The organism is Pedobacter sp. AC402 (assembly GCF_979252805.1).
In genome coordinates this window covers 1-18702 of the sequence record NZ_CEEDAI010000002.1, presented here as the reverse complement: position 1 = coordinate 18702, position 18702 = coordinate 1, and the positions used below count along the sequence as shown (strand labels likewise).

The following is an 18702-nucleotide window of genomic DNA, read 5'->3' as shown; positions in this document are numbered from 1 at the left end:
GCCAATAATAATAATGAAAAATAGTATAAAAGTTTTCGCTCCGGCAACTGTTGCAAATGTAGTTTGTGGCTTCGATGTACTGGGTTTCGCTGTAAACGAGCCTGGCGATGAAGTTGAAATGCGATTTACAGATACTCCTGGTGTAGTGATTAAAAAAATTACTGGTGATGATGGCCGTTTACCTTTGGATGCCGCTAAAAATACGGTTAGCGCAAGTGTACAACATTATTTACAGCATATCAACCGCTTAGATATTGGCGTAGAGATTGAACTCCATAAGAAAATGCCAATTGGTAGCGGATTGGGATCGAGCTCAGCCAGTACAGTTGCAGGACTTTTTGCCATTAACAAATTAATGGGCGATTTATTAACTGCAACTGAACTTGTTCCATTTGCGATGAAAGGTGAAGAACTGGCCTGTGGTTATGGCCATGCCGATAATGTTGCGCCTGCCCTATTGGGTGGTTTTGTACTGGTAAGAAGTTATGAACCATTAGATGTGATTTCTTTACCTACACCAGCTGGCATGTATGCCGCTATTGTATATCCGGAGGTGGATGTACCAACTAAGGATGCACGCCAGATGATCCGCAGTAAGGTGGCCTTAAAAGATGCTGTTACTCAATGGGGAAATGTGGCGGGTTTGGTAAGCGGATTGTTCATGAACGATTTCGACCTGATCGGACGAAGCATGAAAGATGTTCTGGTAGAACCAACTCGTTCGATCCTGATACCAGGTTTTGAAGAAATGAGGAAACTGGCGATGGAAAACGGCGCAATCGGTTTCGGAATTTCGGGTTCTGGTCCTTCTGTTTTTGCCTTAACTAAAGACGAAGAAACGGCCAGAAAAATAACCAAATCTCAACAACAGCACTTACATAAAATAAATATTAACAGCAAAGCTTTTGTATCTCCGGTTAACGCTGAAGGGCCAAAAGTGATGTAAACAAGGCTAAGGTAAAAGGTTCAGGGCGTAGGGTTGTACTTAGCGCCATAATCCTTTTACCATTATCTAAACTTGCACCTTAAAATGAAACTATACTCAACCAACAATAAAGATTTACGCGTTTCTTTCAAAGAAGCCGTTTTTAACAGCATGCCACAAGATAAAGGTTTATACATGCCTGTTGAAATTCCTCAGCTTGATGCAGATTTTATCGAAAATATCGAGAAATATTCGCTACCAGAAATTGCTTACAAAATAGCTTCAACTTTATTAAAAGATGAAATTCCTTCTGAAGATTTAAAAGCTTTAATTGATGATGCCATTAACTTTGAAGCTCCTGCAGTAAAATTGGATGATAAAACTTTTGTGCTCGAATTGTTCCACGGACCATCGTTAGCATTTAAAGATTTTGGCGCCCGTTTTATGAGTCGTGTGATGGCATATTTTTTAAAGGATGGCGAACAACTTTTAGATGTTCTGGTAGCTACATCAGGCGATACCGGCGGTGCTGTTGCATTGGGTTTCTTAGGTGTACCAAACACGAGGGTAACAATTCTTTACCCTGAAGGCAAAGTAAGCCCGATACAGGAATTACAGTTAACAACCAATGGCGAAAACATTAGGGCCGTGGAGGTAAAAGGAACTTTTGACGATTGCCAGGCTCTGGTTAAACAAGCCTTTGCAGATACGGAACTGAATGCAAAATTCAGATTAACTTCTGCCAATTCGATTAACATCTCCCGATTGATCCCGCAAACATTTTATTATTTCAATACGTATGCCCAACTGAAAAAGCAAGGTTTAACTGATGTAGTATTTTCGGTGCCAAGTGGCAATTTCGGAAATATTGGTGCTGGCTTATTGGCCTATAAGCTGGGTTTACCTGTTAAACAGTTTATTGCAGCCACTAATGTAAACGATACTGTACCACGCTTTTTAGAAAGTGGTGTTTATGAAACTAAGCCATCAACACAAACTTACTCCAACGCCATGGATGTTGGTGCACCAAGTAATTGGGTACGCATTATGGATTTGTTTGATCAGGATATTGAAAGCATTAAAAAGGTGGTTACCTCATATCGCTTTACTGACGAAGAAACACTGGAAGGAATAAAAGTGCTAGATGGTAAACTCAATTACGTAGCCTGTCCGCATACTGCGATAGCTTATTTGGCTATTGAAAAATACAGAACTGAAAAACCAACTGATGAAAGTGCTGCTGTTTTCTTATCTACTGCACACGCTTGCAAGTTTCCTGATATATTTCCTGTGGGTATCGCTGCTAAAATTGAAATCCCTGAACAGGTAAAAGCTTTAGAAAATAAACCTAAACATGCTGATCAGTTGGGTGTGGATTTTGAAGGGTTTAAGAATTATTTGCTTAAAGGCTATTAGAAACATAAAAAAAGAAGTCAAGTTTTAAAAACTTGACTTCTTTAGCATTTATATTAATGTCCAGATTTTATACTTGTTTGCTGCTCAATGCCTTTTAATCTTTTGGAGCAATAAATACCGAAATACAAAATAAAAAGGTAACACACCAATGGCAGAATAAATGAATGGTGAACACCAATTTTATCGGCTACGGCACCTTGAATAAGCGGCATAATGGCACCGCCTAATATGGCCATCACCAGCAAAGATGATCCCTGACTGGTATATGCACCCAATTTAGCAATTGATAGCGTATAAATATTGGAGAACATAATGGAGTTGAAAATTCCGATACCTAAAACGCTGTACATCGCCAATTCACCTTTATTTACCATTGCTGATACTAACAACAACACATTAATGGCAGAGAAAATAGCCAAAGTTCTGGCTGGCGCTGATTTTCCGACTAAAAATCCAAGGAAATTTAATGCGATAAATGCCAAAAAGAAACTGATCTGTGCAAAAGTTAAATCTACAATACTATAAATTAAGGCAAAAACCAAAATAGCTGTACCCAACATGTAAATGATTTTTTTTGACTGACTTAGGGTGTGGTTTAGAGAAATTGACCCTACAAAACGGCCAATCATTGCTCCACCCCAGTAAAGCGACAGGTAATTTTTACTTACCACCTCATCCAATCCGGTTATTTCAGGCAATCTTAAAAAGCTGATGATAAAGCTACCCACAGCCACCTCTGCACCAACATAGCAGAATAAAGCGATGATTCCCCTGGTTAAATGTGGAAATTTTAATACGCCCAAACCTTTTACTTGTTCCTCTTCTTCAGGCTGGAAAGATGGAAGTTTAACATAAAAAATAAGCAAACCCACAAGCAACAAGATGCCTGCAAATATTAAATAAGGAATGCGTGTTGCGGAAGCACTGAAACTGCCATCAGCTTCAGAAAAGAATTCAAAAATAAGATGACCACCTAAAATTGGGGCAATTGTGGTTCCGAAAGCATTAAAGGCCTGTGTTAAATTTAAACGGCTGGATGCACTATCCTCAGGTCCTAATAAAGAAACATAAGCGTTGGCCGTAATCTGTAAAACGGTAAAACCCAATCCAAGCACAAATAATGCACCTAAAAACAGTGGATAAACAGAGTAGGTAGCCGCCGGAAAAAACAAAGCACAACCGATTGCTGCAAGTACAATACCGAATAGAATTCCTTTTTTATAACCCACTTTATTAATTGGGTCGCCATTGGTATAAGAAATTAGGAAATAAATTAATGATCCGACGAAATAAGCTCCGAAGAAACAAAATTGCACCAGCATAGATTCAAAAAAGCTCAATTTAAAAAGCTGCTTCAAATATGGAATCAAAATATCGTTCATGCAGGTGATGAATCCCCACATGAAGAATAAAAGGGTAATGGTAACTAAGGGAACGGCGTAATTTGATCTAGACTGGCTTTCGGCAATTTTCTTATTCATTTAATTTTAATATTAATATGGTAAAGCTAGTCCAATAATTGCACCAGGTGGCTTTAACAACAGATTAGTTACCATTTTTTTACTTTCAGTAATTATATTTAATGAAAAATCCCGATTTACATCGGGATTCATTCTATTTTGCATTTTGTGATTTTAACGCTCTTAATTCGCGCTGTAATTGTTCAATTTGCTGTTGTTGCTCTTTTATACTGGCCACCAAAAGCGGAACTAAATTTTCGTAATCAACCTTGGTTATGGTAGCGTTTTGAAAAGCATTTTTACCGGATGGATAACTTTTTGCCTGAACGGAAACAAGTTCAGGAACGGCAGCTTTAGCATCGGCCCCTACAAAACCATATTGTGGTCTGGCAGATAATTTCAATTTCTCTGCCCAAACTTTATCATAGGTAAAACTTACTGGTTGCAGCTTTGTAACCTGTGTTAGGGCATTTTCTACTGGTTTAACATTATTTTGCACAACCTCTTGTGCACTGATTTTTAACGAAGCAGCGATTAACAACACTGCGAATGAAATTGCTCGTTTCATATATATAATTTGTAATTTTTAAAATAGATAATTGTTTCCGTTTCTTAGAAGCGGAGTTGAACGGTAAAAATTTATTCTTATACGGAAGGTGGAGGAGTTAAAACCTCAGGAAAGTAAGCTAATTTAAAAGAATGATCGGGGATGATGACCTTTTTTGAACTTTGAAAAGGGAAATTTATCTCATATTGAAACATCATCTGCTGCACAGCATATTCAGTTTCTATTTTTTTTTCTTCTTTCTCTGTCGCGTCATCATTGGTTGATAAAACTTCAATATCAGCAGAATAGCTTAAATACGAAACCAGATTGCTTACTTTTAAGAAAAAAGTTAGGGCAATGCAGCTGATCAAAACGTATTTAAAGGTATTAAACTTCATTGTTGCAAATATAAGTTGTGTACCTTAAAAACAATAAAATTATGGTTAAAGTTCTGTAAGAATTCGGAGCATGGTTGTAGTAACTGATTCCACATCACTAGCTGATGTACGCCAATTTACAAAAGCAGCCCGGATTCCTTTTTTCCCATTGTAAAATGTCGGGGTCATAAAAACCTTACCACTCGCATTTAATTTATTCAGAAATGTTGTTGCTATATTTTCATCGGTTAATGAGAAACAAACCGTATTTAAACGCACGGGTGCCAGCAATTCGAAGTTTGAATTTTCGTTGATGAAATCGGCAAACTGGAGGGCCATTGCAACGTTACTTTCTACAATATCCCGATACCCTTGTTTTCCATAACTTGTTAAGGTAAACCATGCAGGTAAGGCCTTTAGGCGGCGTGAATTTTCTGGCAGAAAGTTTAAATAACTGAAATTTTCTAGCGGATTACCTAAATAAGCAGCATTGGAGTTTTGGAACGTTTCTACCTGTAACAGCTGATGCTTTTCTTTAACAAAAAATACCGCACTTTCGTAAGGCACATTTAACCATTTGTGGCAATCTACTGTAATGCTATCGGCATTTTCCCAGCCTTTAAGCAGGTGTTTGTATTTGGGCGAACAAGATGCGAAACCGCCAAAAGCAGCATCAATGTGCCACCAAAAATTATACTTATCTTTCAATACATTAATGGCTTCAAAATCATCAAAGTCTACCGTATTTACAGTACCTGCGCTAGAAATTAAGATGAAAGGCTCGCCATTTAAAGCTTGTATTTTAAGCTCAAGATCTGCAACATCCAAAGCTTCGCGATTGCCTTGCAATACATTTACCTGTATAACATTGCTGCTGCCTAAACCAAGCATGGATAAGGATTTAATGGCAGATGAATGTGGCGTGGCAGATAGTATTTTTACATTTTCCGAAATGCCTTCCTTAGCAAAATCTTTACCCATCTGTTTTCCAATCCATTGTCTGGCTACCGCTAAACAAGTAAAATTAGATAAGGTAGCTCCTGTTACAAAACCACCAAAGAAATCTTTCGGCAGGTTAAATAAGGAAAGTAATAACTGAATGGTTTCGAGTTCGATTTTTGCCGAAACATCCCCATTACCATTTGCGCTTTGGGTGTTTTGATCGTAGATGGTTGCAAGCCAATCGCCAGCAATAGCAGCAGGTGTGGTTCCTCCGGTAACAAAACCCCAATACCTTGGGCCAGAAGAGGCTACCATAATGGGTTCGAAACGCTGGTTAAATTGGGTCAGGGCATTTTTGACACCAATCCCCTCTTCGTTTAAATTGATAACCGTTTCTACATTACCCGAACTTGCTGTTGAGCGTTCATGAATGTGATTTAAATAATTTATTCCCTGTTGTTTAACTTGTGTTAGTATAGCATCAAGGTTTTGTTGATCTGTATGTAAATTGTTCATCGCTAACTATTTTTGCCACGGAAACACAGATTACCACGGAATAAGGGATACTTGGTAAGTAATATTAAAATATGGCCTTTGCAATTTTTTTGGTTTGCTCAGGGCGGCCCATTGTATAAAAGTGTAATACCGGTGCGCCAAAATCTATCAATTCTTTACATTGTTTAATCATTGCTTCTGTACCGATCTCTTTTGCCTCATTATTATTTTTGGCATGCGATAATGCATCAGTTAACTCATCTGGTAAATCTATATGAAAAATCTTTGGCAAAACATTTAGCTGTGATAAGGTGCTAATCGGCTTTAAACCAGGTATAATTGGCACATTTATATCATTTTCCCGGCATTTTTTTACGAAATCGAAATACTTTTGGTTATCAAAAAACATTTGGGTTACAATAAATTCTGCTCCTGCTTCTACCTTCTTTTTCAAAAATTTAAAATCGGTACTCATATTGGGTGCTTCGAAGTGCTTTTCTGGATAACCTGCCACGCCGATACAGAAATCACTTTTAAAAGTTTCTACATCTTCGTGCAAAAATTTACCCTCGTTATGGTTTTTAATGTGTTCGATCAAATCTGTAGCATAACAGTGTCCGCCAGGAGTTGGAACGAAATTTCCATCTGCCTTACGGGCATCACCACGCAAAGCCAAAACATTATCTATACCTAAGAACTGTAAATCAATCAGTGCATTTTCGGTTTCTTCTTTGGTAAAGCCACCGCAAATCAGGTGTGGAACGGCATCAACTTTATATTTGTGGATTATGGCCGCACAAATAGCAATGGTACCAGGACGCTTACGGTATGATACTTTTTGCAGCAAACCATTTGCCTGTTCTTTATAAATGTAATCCTCACGGAGCGAAGTCACATCAATAAATGGCGGATTAAACTCCAAAAGTGGTTCTATGGCATCGTAAATCCATTGGATACTCTGCCCTTTTACTGGCGGTAATAATTCAAATGAGAATAAGGTTTTACCCTTTGCGTTTATTATATGGTCTGTAATCTTCATAGCCTAATCCCGAATAATCGGGACTTTAAATTTTAATTGTAATACGATTCCCTTCCTCTGTTGTGGATTGGGGTTAATAAGCTAAATTCGGACTTAACCACCGTTCCACTTCTTCAATCGGCATGTTTTTCCTGATGGCATAATCCTCTATCTGATCTTTGGTAATTTTTCCTAAACCGAAATATCTTGAATCTGGGTGTGCGAAATAAAATCCACTTACTGCTGCTGTAGGATACATGGCATAACTTTCGGTTAAATGTAATCCGATTTTATTCTCTGCATCAAGCAATTCGAATAAAGTGCCTTTTTCAGTGTGTTCCGGACAGGCAGGGTAACCTGGTGCGGGACGGATACCTGCGTATTCCTCTTTAATTAATTCCTGATTGCTTAAGTTTTCATCTTGTGCATAACCCCAGTATTCTTTTCGTACACGTTCGTGCATGCGCTCTGCAAAGGCTTCAGCTAAACGATCGGCCAGTGCTTTGGCCATAATGCTATTATAATCGTCGTAATTGGACTCGAACTCATTTACCAATTCATCAATACCGATACCTGCCGTTACTGCAAAACCGCCAAAATAATCCTGAATACCGCTTTCTTTCGGCGCAATAAAATCAGATAATGCATAATAAGGCTGCCCATCTACTTTTTCTGCCTGCTGGCGGAGGGTGTGGATGGTTACCAGTTTGGAGTTCTCAGCTTTCAGTTCAGAGTCATTTGACAACTGATCACTTTCAACTTTCAACTCAATATCATCTCCTACTGCATTTGCTGGCCAAAAACCAATTACGGCTCTTGCTGTTAACAGCTTTTCATCAAGGATGCGTTTTAACAAAGTCTGCGCGTCATCGAAAAGCTTTTTTGCTTCATCGCCAACATTTTTATCATCGAAAATTTTTGGATAGCTTCCCCGGAGCTCCCATGTATGGAAAAACGGTGTCCAATCGATATATGGTACCAGTTCTTCTAAAGGATAATTATCGAAAACCCTGGTGCCTGTAAATTCCGGCACCGGCAGGTTGGGTTGAAAATCGATCTTAAATTTATGCTCACGCGCTTCCTCAAGTGTTTTAAAACGTTTATCCGATCTTTTATTTAAGTGTGCTTCTCGGGCTTTATCATATTCGGCTCTTATACCAGCAATGTAATCGTCTCTTGTTTCAGGGTTCATCAAGGTGCTGCAAACGGTAACGCTTCTTGAAGCATCCAACACGTGAATGGCAGGACCTGAATAATTTGGTGCTACTTTTACCGCAGCATGGATTCTTGAAGTTGTAGCTCCTCCGATAATTAATGGAATGGTAAAACCTTCGCGTTCCATTTCTTTGGCAAAGTGAACCATTTCATCTAATGAAGGTGTAATTAATCCGCTTAAACCAATAATATCTGCTTTTATTTCTTTGGCCTTTTTAATGATTTCCTGTGCAGGAACCATCACGCCCATATCTACAATTTCGAAGTTGTTACAAGCCAATACCACACCCACAATATTTTTTCCAATATCATGTACATCACCTTTAACTGTGGCCATTAATACTCTTCCTGCTGATGAATTTTGATCCTGATCGGGATTATCCAATTTCTCTTGTTCGATAAACGGCAATAAGTAGGCTACGGCTTTTTTCATTACCCTTGCTGATTTTACCACCTGGGGAAGGAACATTTTCCCGGCACCGAATAAATCCCCTACGATGTTCATTCCATCCATCAATGGCCCTTCGATAACCTGGATTGGGCGGGCATATTTTTGCCTTGCTTCTTCTACATCATCATCCAGGTATTCTACAACTCCTTTTACAAGCGAGTGTGATAACCTTTCTTCAACCGGGCCTTTTCTCCACTCTTCATCTTTAACAACTTCTTTTCCTTTTGATTTTACCGTGTCGGCATATTCTACCAATCGCTCTGTAGCATCGTCTCTTCGGTTTAAGAGTACATCTTCTACCCTTTCTAACAATTCAGGTGGAATTTCCTGGTAAACTTCCAACATCCCTGCATTAACGATTCCCATATCTAAACCTGCCTGAATGGCGTGATAAAGAAATGCAGAGTGCATTGCTTCCCGAACGGTGTTATTCCCCCTAAAAGAGAAAGAAATATTGGAAACCCCTCCGCTTACTTTTGCATGAGGAAGGTTCTCTTTAATCCATCGGGTGGCATTAATAAAATCTACAGCATAATTATTATGCTCTTCTAAGCCGGTTGCAACAGTTAAAATATTTGGGTCGAAAATGATATCCTCTGCGGGGAAACCGATTTCGTTTACTAATATATCGTAACTTCTTTTACAGATTTCTTTTCTGCGCTCATAATTATCGGCCTGCCCTTGCTCATCAAATGCCATAACAACTACGGCAGCACCATATTGCATAATTTTGCGGGCACTTTCGCGAAATTTATCTTCTCCTTCTTTTAGTGAAATGGAGTTTACAATTCCTTTTCCCTGCAAACATTTTAAGCCATTTTCAATAACCGACCATTTGGATGAATCGACCATGATAGGCAATTTGGCAATATCAGGTTCAGAGGCTATGAGGTTTAAGAATTTGGTCATTGCTGCTTCCGAATCCAACATCCCTTCATCCATGTTCACATCAATTACCTGTGCACCACCTTCAACCTGTTGTAAGGCAACGGCCAGTGCGGCTTCGTAATCGCCACCTAAAATCAATTTAGAAAATTTTGGCGATCCGGTGATATTTGTTCTTTCTCCAATATTTACAAAAATGCTTTCTGGAGTAATGGTTACAGGTTCCAATCCGCTTAAACGCATGTAGGGTTCAAGTACAGGGATTTTCCGTGGTTCGGCTTTTCTTGCATTTTTGGCAATACAACCAATATGATCTGGCGTGGTACCGCAACAGCCTCCAACAATATTAACGAAGCCTGATGCAATAAAATCATCTACCAAATGTGCTGTTTCATGCGGCTGCTCAATCGTATGCGCCGAACTCATTTGGTAAACCTGCGTTTGGATAGGCCGATACATAGCAGCCTGCTTTTGCAGCAAGTTCTTCTATATGCGGCCGCATTTCTTTAGCTCCTAAAGCACAGTTAAAACCGATACTTAAAGGTTTTGCATGCATTACAGAGTTTAAAAAAGCTTCGGCAGTTTGGCCTGAAAGTGTTCTGCCGGAAGCATCGGTAATGGTACCAGAAATCATAATTTCCAGTTTACGACCAATAACTTCCTCATATTTTTTAATGGCTACAATAGCCACTTTAGCATTTAAGGTATCAAAAATGGTTTCGATTAATAAGACGTCTGAACCTCCATCTACCAAACCACGTACCTGCTCGTAATAAGCTGCTTCGAGTTCATCAAAATAAACCGCTCTAAAACCAGGGTCGTTTACATTCGGCGACATGGAAAGGGTGCGGTTGGTTGGGCCTATAGCACCGGCAACGAAACACTTACGGTCTGGATTTGCAGCCATAAATTCGTTTACAGATTCTTTTGCCACACGCGCCCCTTCGAAACTCATTTCATAAGAGAGATCTTCCATCTGGTAATCGGCCATAGAAATGCGCTGGGTACTGAACGTATTGGTTTCGATAATATCGGCACCAGCTGCCAAATACTCCAGGTGTATGGTTTTAATAATATCCGGACGTGTAATGTTAAGCAAATCATTATTGCCTTTTACATCACAAGGATGATTTTTAAATCGCTCGCCTCTAAAATCTTCTTCTGTTAAAGTATATCGCTGAATCATGGTACCCATTGCACCATCGATCACCAAAATACGTTTCTCTAATTCTTCTCTTATGCTCATTCTTGTTGTAAGATTTGAGATATGAGATACGGGATGTCAGAAATCAGATATGAGATATGAGATATGAGGTGTAAGATATATGAAATTGGGTAGACGCTATGTCTCAACTTTCAAATCTACGGTCTCAAATCTATGGTCTCAGATCTATACTCTCAAATCTATAATCTCAAGTCTCTAAAAGGCTTATTTAAAAAGTTGGTACGTGAATCGTAATCCTAAACTTATCTGGTCCCGAATAATTCAGGATAGAATTTAGCACCTTGTACGGTTACAGGTTGCTAAGACTTCGTTGGGTCTAATCCCTCCGTCTTTCTTAATAAGCATACAAAAATGCAACAAAGCTACATCAATTCCAAAATTTATCGCTTTGCTGCCAAATAAAATTACAAAGGCCATGCAATTCTGCACGGCCTTAAGAATATTGTTTTGTTAATGTCTATTTTCTGCTTCCGAAAATACGTAGTAAGAAAAGGAAGATATTGATGAAATCCAGATATAAATTTAAAGCCGCCATTATTGCCAGTTTTTTAGTATCTGCTTCTGGAATTGCTTCTCCACTCTCTTGGATTCCCATCCCAATTCTTTTGATTTTCTGCACATCATATGCAGTTAACGCAGTAAATACTGCAATACCTACAAAGGCCATAATCAGGCTAAATTGTTCGCTTTTAATAAACATGTTAAGAATGCTCGCAATAAATAATCCAGCAACACCTACCATTAATATAGGACCAAACTTACTTAAGTCGATATTAGTAGTATAGCCCATAAAAGCCATAATGCCAAAAATACCAGCAGCAGCGGCAAAACAGGTAATGATTGAGGCTCCCGTATAAATTAAAAGGATAAAGCTTAAACTCACTCCTAATAAAATAGAGAAAAGCACAAAAACGCCTAATAGTGCACCATAAGATAATTTGTTAAAACCCGCGCCCATTAATAAAACTAATCCAAGTGGCGCAAACATGGCTACATAACCTAAAGCTGTTCTTCTACCTGTTTCAAAGTCGATTAACGACCTTAATGCACTCTCACTGTTCGAAATGTAAAAAGCCGAAAGCGTAGATAATAGCAATGCAACGAACATCCATAAGAAAACGTTTGCAAAGAATTTTTTAGAAACAGATTTTTCCTGTACAAAAACACTGTCCTTTTGATATTGATAATTTTGTTGTTCCATTTTAAATTTTGTGTATTTAACTATATAAAAATAAATATTTAGTTCAATCTTTTTGTCAGCAGTTCTTCAACTTTTTTAAAGAATTGTAAGGGCTTTAATGTTCGCCATGGCAGATGGTCAAAAGCACCCCCAAAGTTAATGTAATAATCGATGTTATTATCCCTGAACTCGGTAATTACATGCTCCTGAAAATTGATACCAACAATCCAGCCATCTTCTACTTCCTGAAACCACTCTTCGTAATAGCTATCGTCGGATGCATGGAAATTCAGTACATTTTCACCGATAAGGATAAATTTATTAATGCCTTCATCCATCATGAGTTCTAAAATATCGCGCTTCATTAACATTATATCGTTGTTAATGGCATCGTTCCACTCACCTATAAACTCAATAATGGCGTAACTGCGGTCGTAATCGGCATACAACACTTTCATATAAAGTGTATTGGAACCAAATTCGTCCCATTGCGGGTGCAATAAAAAGTTATATATCTGCTTATCGAAGTAAAGTTCAGAATATTCGGTATTGTAAAATGGCGACCGCTCATCTTCTGCCGAAATATAATCATCTCTCCACTGGTAATAAGGCTCTATCTCGTGCATAATTTTTATTTATTGAATAGATAAATTATTGAATGATTAAATTCATTCAATCCATTTTTCTATCATTTCTAATGTCCTGCTTCTACTGCTTTACGTACACTTCCGTAACGGGTTAACAATTCTGCGGCTTCATCGTAACCAATATTCAGTTCATCGGCAACCATTTGCGTCCCTCTATCCACTAATTTATGATTGGTTAACTGCATATCTACCATTTTATTGCCAACCACACGCCCTAACTGCACCATAACAGTAGTGCTTAACATATTTAATACCAGTTTTTGCGCCGTGCCCGATTTCATTCGTGTAGATCCGGTTACAAATTCTGGTCCAACCACCACTTCTACCGGGAAATCAGATTCTGCTGCAATAGGTCCGCCAGTATTACATACAATACATCCGGTTAATATGCCATGTTTGCGGGCAGTATTTAAACCCCCAATTACATATGGTGTAGTACCTGATGCAGCCAAACCCACCAGGCAATCTTTCTCATTGATATTGAATTCCTGCAAATCTTTCCAGGCTTGCTCGGCATCATCTTCAGCAAATTCTACAGCTTTCCTAATGGCGGTATCGCCACCGGCAATAATGCCCACAACCCAATCAAATGGAACGCCATAAGTAGGTGGACATTCGGATGCATCTACCACGCCCAAACGGCCGCTGGTACCTGCGCCTATATAAAAAAGACGACCACCTTTTTTCATCCGCTCGGCAACTGCCGATGTTAGTTTTTCGATCTGAGGCAAAGATTTTTCTACTGCAAATGCAACTGTTTTATCTTCGTTATTAATGCCCTGCAGAACTTCTAACACCGACATCTGATCGATGTGGTTATAATTAGATTCTTGCTCGGTAACTCTGTTCATAAATTTAATTTTGATAAAATTCGGTAAATTCTTTTTAAAAACTGCCTTAAAAATCCAAAAATATGCGCTATAAATTTCAATATATACCCAGGTTGGGTTAATTTATGTTAATTATTATAAACAAAAGACACTAAAAAGCAGTTAAAAAATATATCAACCCGCTTATTTTCATAAATTTGCAGTAACGCCGATGAAAAAAAATACCCGTAACAACATGTTGATTGCTTTGAGCTATTCTGTTATTTTAATAGCAGGCATGTTTTTGGGCATAAAATTTATTAAAGATCAAGGTTTTGGCGTAAAAAAAAGTCCTCAGCTTGCCAGCAACAGCGATGAAAAATTAAATGAAATTTTACACATCATCAACGGAAATTATGTTGATGACATCAATACAGATTCGCTTCAAAATTTACCGATAGATAGTGTTTTACACCAACTCGATCCGCATAGTGTTTACCTGCCACCAACCGATGCACAGGATATGACAGATAACCTTGAAGGAAACTTTGAAGGGGTGGGTATAGAATATTATATGCTGAATGATACCATGATGGTTACCGGAGTGGTAAAAGATGGCCCTGCTTACCAGGCAGGCATAAAACTGGGAGATAAAATTTTAAGTATTGATTCTACCACAGTAAGTGGAAGAAATTTACCAAAAGACCAACTTACCGGCCGGTTTAAAGGCAGGTCGGGCACAGGAGTTAGCGTGGTACTTTTACATCCTGGTGCACCACAAACCAACCGGATTATGGTTACCCGTGGCAAAGTAAATATTAGTAGTATTGATGCGGCTTACATGATCAACAATGAAACCGGTTATGTAAGAATAAGTAAATTTGGTGCCAATACAGACAATGATTTCTCTGTTGCTGCAAATAACCTCAAAGCGAAGGGAATGAAGAAACTCATCCTCGATCTCCGGGATAATGGTGGTGGTTATTTTACCGCTGCAACTGGCCTTGCCGATCAGTTTTTGGCCGAGAATAAACTCATCGTGTATACGCAGGGAAAACATGAACCACGAACCGATTATTTTTCTACAGGAACTGGTGCTTTTCAAAATGGCAAGCTGGCGGTGTTAATTAATGAAAATACAGCTTCGGCCAGTGAAATTGTAGCCGGGGCAATTCAGGATTTAGGTCGCGGAATTATTGTTGGCCGCCGATCTTTTGGTAAAGGATTGGTACAGGAGCAATTTGCCTTTGGCGATGGCTCTGCGCTGAATTTAACCATCGCCAGGTATTATACTCCATCGGGCCGTAGCATTCAGAAATCTTACAAAAAAGGTTATGATGCCTATAAACACGAACTTGATGAACGCATGATGGATGGGGAATTAACTGGCGACCGTACTTCTTTTCAGGATTCGATTGAAAAAACTGAAGGTGTAAATATCCAGCCTACAAAAAAAGTTAAACCTTTGGGCGGCATCCAGCCCGATATTTTTGTAAAATTGGATACCACTGGCTATAATAAATTTTACAGTAATCTGGTGAGTAAAAAAGTACTTTCTGATTACGTTTTTAATGTACTCACCGCAAAATACAGTGCCTCATTTGTGGAGCAGAATATCAATATCTTCACTATAAACGATAACGACTTTAAAGATTTTATAGGATTTTTACAACGTAAAAATGTACAGATAGATCGATTTCAGTTATACAATTCAAAAACGATTATCCTTAATGATTTAAAGGCATTACTTTGCCGCTATTATTTGGGTGATGTGGGGTATTACAAAGCCGCAAACCAAACCGATAATGCGGTAAGGCAGGCACTTCTTAACCTTCAATAAAGTCTATATTCCCGTAGATAATCTAATTAAATGGCTCCTCAAATTCTGGTAGCTACAATTGTATTGAATACCTCCTTGCAACACAAACATTTCAAGCTGATTGATGTTAAATATCGATGCTGAATAAGTGTTTTTAAATTAAATCAATTAACATGAAAATAGTAATTGTTGGCGCAACAGGTACGCTCGGTAAAAAGGTGGCTGAAGCATTTGCGCAAAAGCATGAAGTAATCCGTGTGGGAAATACATCTGGTGATGTTCAGGTAGATATTACGGATGAAACATCTATAAAAGCCATGTTTGAACAGATTGGCGAGTTTGATGCCTTAATTAGCACCAGCGGAAAAGCACCATTTGCACCTTTAAACCAAATGACGGGGGAAGTATTTAAAAGCGGATTGCTGGATAAGTTATTAGGGCAGGTTAATTTGGTACTTATCGGCCAGCATTACATCAGCAAGGGTGGTTCTTTTAGTTTAATATCGGGAATATTGTCTGATCATCCTGTTGCGGCAGGTGCTGCCCTAAGCACAGTTAACGGAGGTTTAAATGCTTTCGTTATTGCAGCAGCACCCGAACTTGATAATGGCATTCGCTTAAACGTGATCAGTCCAAATGTGGTTGAAGATTCACCTGCCTATTTTGATTCGTTCCCGGGAGAGATTCCTGTTACGATGGATAAAGTGGTTAAGGCTTTTGAGAAAAGTGTTTTAGGAATTGTTAGCGGCCAGGTAATAAAGGTATTCTAATTTTAGAAAAAGATTGTTTCAAGGTCTCTGGATGAGGTAAATTTTATTTTTTATATAATTCACCAAAACTCATGCTGTTTTTATTGTTATTAAAAATCCATAGCATATATTGATCTGTTTAATACTCTCGAAAAATGATAGAAACTGAACGCCTCATTTTAAAGCCTTTAACACACGATCAACTTTTAAAATACATTAAAGACGATCATTCGCTGGAAAAAGAATTCGACCTTTTACCAACCAAAAAAAATATTTCTCCCTCTTTGCAGTCTGCTCTTGAACAAACGATTTTACCTCATGTTTTTGATAAGGATAAAGACTATTTATACCACACACTTTGGACAATCATCTCCAAACCCGATCAAAGAATGATTGGTGAAATTAGTTTTGTTGGTGAACCTGATGCGAACGGTGAAATTGAAATTGGTTACGGTACTTATGAAGAATTTAGGGGCAAAGGATTTATGACGGAGGCAGTAGGCAGATTAATTGAGTGGGCAAAAGCGCAACCAAAGGTGAAATCTGTTTTCGCGGCTACTACAAAAGATAATGTGGCATCCTATTCTATTTTGGAAAAGAATAATTTTAAACATATTGGCGAAGTAGATGATATGTTGAGCTGGAAGATTGAGTTGAAGTAAGTTTTACCGACACGAATTAAAAATATGTCTGAATAGAATCTATGTAGTTACCGTCATCCTGAATTTATTTCAGGATCTATCCAACAAGGTTATTTTTTACATGAAAGATGCTGAAACAAGTTCAGCATGACGACCGTTTTATAATTACAGCAGAATCTCAAATAAACTCAAACTAATGCCTTCGTAATGCTTAGGTAAACCATCTGTTTGTTCCATTGTTACAACGCCAACATAATTGAAACCCGATCCGGTGTAATATTCGAGCAGTTTTTCATTATCGGCCCAGGTATCCATCCTGATAAATTTTATGCTATTCTGGAGAGCGTAAACTTTCGCCCATTTGATAATTTCCTTAACAAAAGCATAACCCCGAAATTCGGGATGTGTAACTATACGGTGGATATAAATGGCATCTTGGTCGCGTTCACCCCAAATTAACTTATCATTGAAAGTAACAGCAAAAACACAGGCTACAATGCCATCAACCAATATTTTATATTGGCGGCTCTCATCAATTTCATTTTGGACCATCTCTCTACTGAAGCCCTGCCAATGTTTATTGAATACTTTTTTTTGATGGGCTACAGCCATATCATAAAACTCGAAAATGGTATCGATATCGCTTGAAAGACTATTTTGAACTTGGATTTGCATTTGCCAAAGTTACCGATAAATTACAGCTTGTGGCTCCCACGGATGGGAATCTTAAAGGTTAGTGCATTAAGATTCCCAACCCGATAGCTATCGGGTTGGGAATGACGACCTCTCTATAAATGCCGCTTCAGTCCAAATGTTCCGTAAATGCTTATTCAGAATGACAAAAACAAAACAGGGCCGCTTCCGCTATGGAATGCAGCCCTGTTTAATAATATTTCTGGGTATTTTCTCCTTAAGATATGTACCTTGAAGCCCTTAACATTAACCTATTTCTGTCTGAAATAAATTTGGATAGGTGCCCCAGAGAAATCGAAGTTTTCTCTTAATTTATTTTCAATAAAACGTTTATATGGATCTTTAATGTACTGTGGCAAGTTGCAGAAAAAGGCAAACATTGGCGAAGTGGCATTAATTTGCGTGATGTACTTAATTTTAATATGTTTTCCTTTCAATGCCGGTGGTGGAAATTTCTCGATCAACGGCAACATTACATCATTTAATTTAGATGTAGGAATTTTCTTACTGCGGTTTTTATAAACTTCTAAAGCGGCTTCAATTGCTTTGAAAATACGTTGTTTGTTTAATACAGAAGTAAAAATAATTGGCACATCAGTAAAAGGGCGGATGCGTTCGTGAATCTGATCTTCGAAAGCTTTCATGGTTTGGGTATTTTTTTCGATCAAATCCCATTTGTTTACCAAAATTACAATCCCTTTTTTGTTTTTTTCTGCCAAATGGAAGATATTGATATCCTGACTTTCGATTCCTTCAACAGCATCAATCATCAATACCACAACATCAGCTTCTTCTAAAGCTTTGATGGTACGCATTACCGAATAAAACTCCAAGTTCTCTTTAACCTTCGTTTTCTTCCGTAATCCGGCAGTATCAATTAACATAAACTCATGTCCGAATTGATTGTAATGAATTTTAATCGAATCGCGGGTGGTACCTGCGTTAGCAGTAACGATGTTACGTTCTTTACCGATTAATGCATTTACCAAAGAGGATTTACCTACATTGGGCCTGCCTGCTATGGTAATTTTAGGCAACTGGTTTTCTTCTTCAGGAATATCTTCGAAGTTTTTAACAATCTCGTCCAGCAATTCTCCTGTTCCAGAACCCGTCATTGATGATAATGGGTATACTTCTCCTAATCCGAAACCATAAAAAGTATGAATTTCATTATATAAAGCAGTATTATCTACTTTATTGGCACAAAC

General features: G+C 38.2%; 15 protein-coding genes, 1 pseudogene and 1 riboswitch. Of the genes and pseudogenes, 5 read left to right on the top strand and 11 right to left on the bottom strand.

Translation table 11 applies throughout. From position 1 onward, the window contains the following. The first annotated feature begins 13 nt into the window (after positions 1-13). Both AC0IWE_RS01965 and thrC read left to right on the top strand, forming a co-directional pair. Positions 14-946 carry a homoserine kinase gene (locus AC0IWE_RS01965; protein ID WP_471791707.1) on the top strand — a complete coding sequence of 311 codons (933 nt, stop codon included), beginning with the start codon at positions 14-16 and terminating at the stop codon, positions 944-946. Between the two features lie 84 nt (positions 947-1030). Continuing rightward, on the top strand, positions 1031-2341 hold the full coding sequence (thrC, locus tag AC0IWE_RS01960; RefSeq protein WP_471791706.1) for a threonine synthase: 1311 nt from the start codon (positions 1031-1033) through the stop codon (positions 2339-2341). A 53-nt stretch (positions 2342-2394) separates the two neighbouring features. On the opposite strand, the gene AC0IWE_RS01955 is transcribed toward thrC, so the two are convergent. The 9 genes and pseudogenes from AC0IWE_RS01955 to murQ all read right to left on the bottom strand — a co-directional run bounded on the left by AC0IWE_RS01955 (position 2395) and on the right by murQ (position 13634). Continuing rightward, positions 2395-3822 (bottom strand): sugar MFS transporter, encoded by a 1428-nt coding sequence (locus AC0IWE_RS01955; protein WP_471791705.1) that lies wholly within the window; start codon positions 3820-3822, stop codon positions 2395-2397. 133 nt (positions 3823-3955) lie between these two features. After that, positions 3956-4369 carry a tail fiber domain-containing protein gene (locus AC0IWE_RS01950; protein WP_471791704.1) on the bottom strand — a complete coding sequence of 138 codons (414 nt, stop codon included), beginning with the start codon at positions 4367-4369 and terminating at the stop codon, positions 3956-3958. A gap of 77 nt (positions 4370-4446) precedes the next feature. Next, positions 4447-4746 (bottom strand): hypothetical protein, encoded by a 300-nt coding sequence (locus AC0IWE_RS01945; protein WP_471791703.1) that lies wholly within the window; start codon positions 4744-4746, stop codon positions 4447-4449. 45 nt (positions 4747-4791) lie between these two features. Then, on the bottom strand, positions 4792-6183 hold the full coding sequence (locus AC0IWE_RS01940) for a pyridoxal phosphate-dependent decarboxylase family protein (protein WP_471791702.1): 1392 nt from the start codon (positions 6181-6183) through the stop codon (positions 4792-4794). Positions 6184-6247: 64 nt separating this feature from the next. Next, a complete protein-coding gene (gene metF, locus AC0IWE_RS01935) occupies positions 6248-7201 on the bottom strand; it encodes a methylenetetrahydrofolate reductase [NAD(P)H] (RefSeq protein ID WP_471791701.1) in 954 nt (317 codons plus the stop codon). Positions 7202-7274: 73 nt separating this feature from the next. After that, positions 7275-10977 (bottom strand): annotated as a pseudogene (gene metH / locus AC0IWE_RS01930) (methionine synthase). A 218-nt stretch (positions 10978-11195) separates the two neighbouring features. After that, a riboswitch (SAM riboswitch) is annotated at positions 11196-11300 on the bottom strand. A 113-nt stretch (positions 11301-11413) separates the two neighbouring features. Further along, positions 11414-12157, bottom strand: a complete 744-nt coding sequence (locus tag AC0IWE_RS01925) for a Bax inhibitor-1/YccA family protein (RefSeq protein WP_471791700.1) — start codon at positions 12155-12157, stop codon at positions 11414-11416. Between the two features lie 38 nt (positions 12158-12195). Then, entirely contained in the window at positions 12196-12762 is a 567-nt protein-coding gene (locus AC0IWE_RS01920) for a hypothetical protein (RefSeq protein WP_471791699.1), read from the bottom strand. 68 nt (positions 12763-12830) lie between these two features. After that, the gene (gene murQ, locus AC0IWE_RS01915) at positions 12831-13634 is read right to left on the bottom strand and encodes an N-acetylmuramic acid 6-phosphate etherase (RefSeq protein WP_055908884.1); all 804 of its coding nucleotides are present in this window, start codon (positions 13632-13634) and stop codon (positions 12831-12833) included. Between the two features lie 190 nt (positions 13635-13824). Between murQ and AC0IWE_RS01910 the strand changes: the two genes are divergently transcribed. The 3 genes from AC0IWE_RS01910 (at position 13825) to AC0IWE_RS01900 (ending at position 16822) form a co-directional block, all read left to right on the top strand. Further along, the gene (locus AC0IWE_RS01910) at positions 13825-15432 is read left to right on the top strand and encodes a S41 family peptidase (RefSeq protein ID WP_471791698.1); all 1608 of its coding nucleotides are present in this window, start codon (positions 13825-13827) and stop codon (positions 15430-15432) included. A 152-nt stretch (positions 15433-15584) separates the two neighbouring features. Further along, positions 15585-16181 (top strand): short chain dehydrogenase, encoded by a 597-nt coding sequence (locus AC0IWE_RS01905; RefSeq protein ID WP_471791697.1) that lies wholly within the window; start codon positions 15585-15587, stop codon positions 16179-16181. A 134-nt stretch (positions 16182-16315) separates the two neighbouring features. Beyond that, positions 16316-16822, top strand: a complete 507-nt coding sequence (locus tag AC0IWE_RS01900) for a GNAT family N-acetyltransferase (RefSeq protein ID WP_471791696.1) — start codon at positions 16316-16318, stop codon at positions 16820-16822. A gap of 144 nt (positions 16823-16966) precedes the next feature. On the opposite strand, the gene AC0IWE_RS01895 is transcribed toward AC0IWE_RS01900, so the two are convergent. Continuing rightward, on the bottom strand, positions 16967-17476 hold the full coding sequence (locus tag AC0IWE_RS01895; protein ID WP_471791695.1) for a GNAT family N-acetyltransferase: 510 nt from the start codon (positions 17474-17476) through the stop codon (positions 16967-16969). Positions 17477-17745: 269 nt separating this feature from the next. Continuing rightward, positions 17746-18702: ribosome biogenesis GTPase Der (gene der, locus AC0IWE_RS01890; RefSeq protein WP_471791694.1), on the bottom strand; the 957-nt coding region annotated here is incomplete at its 5' end.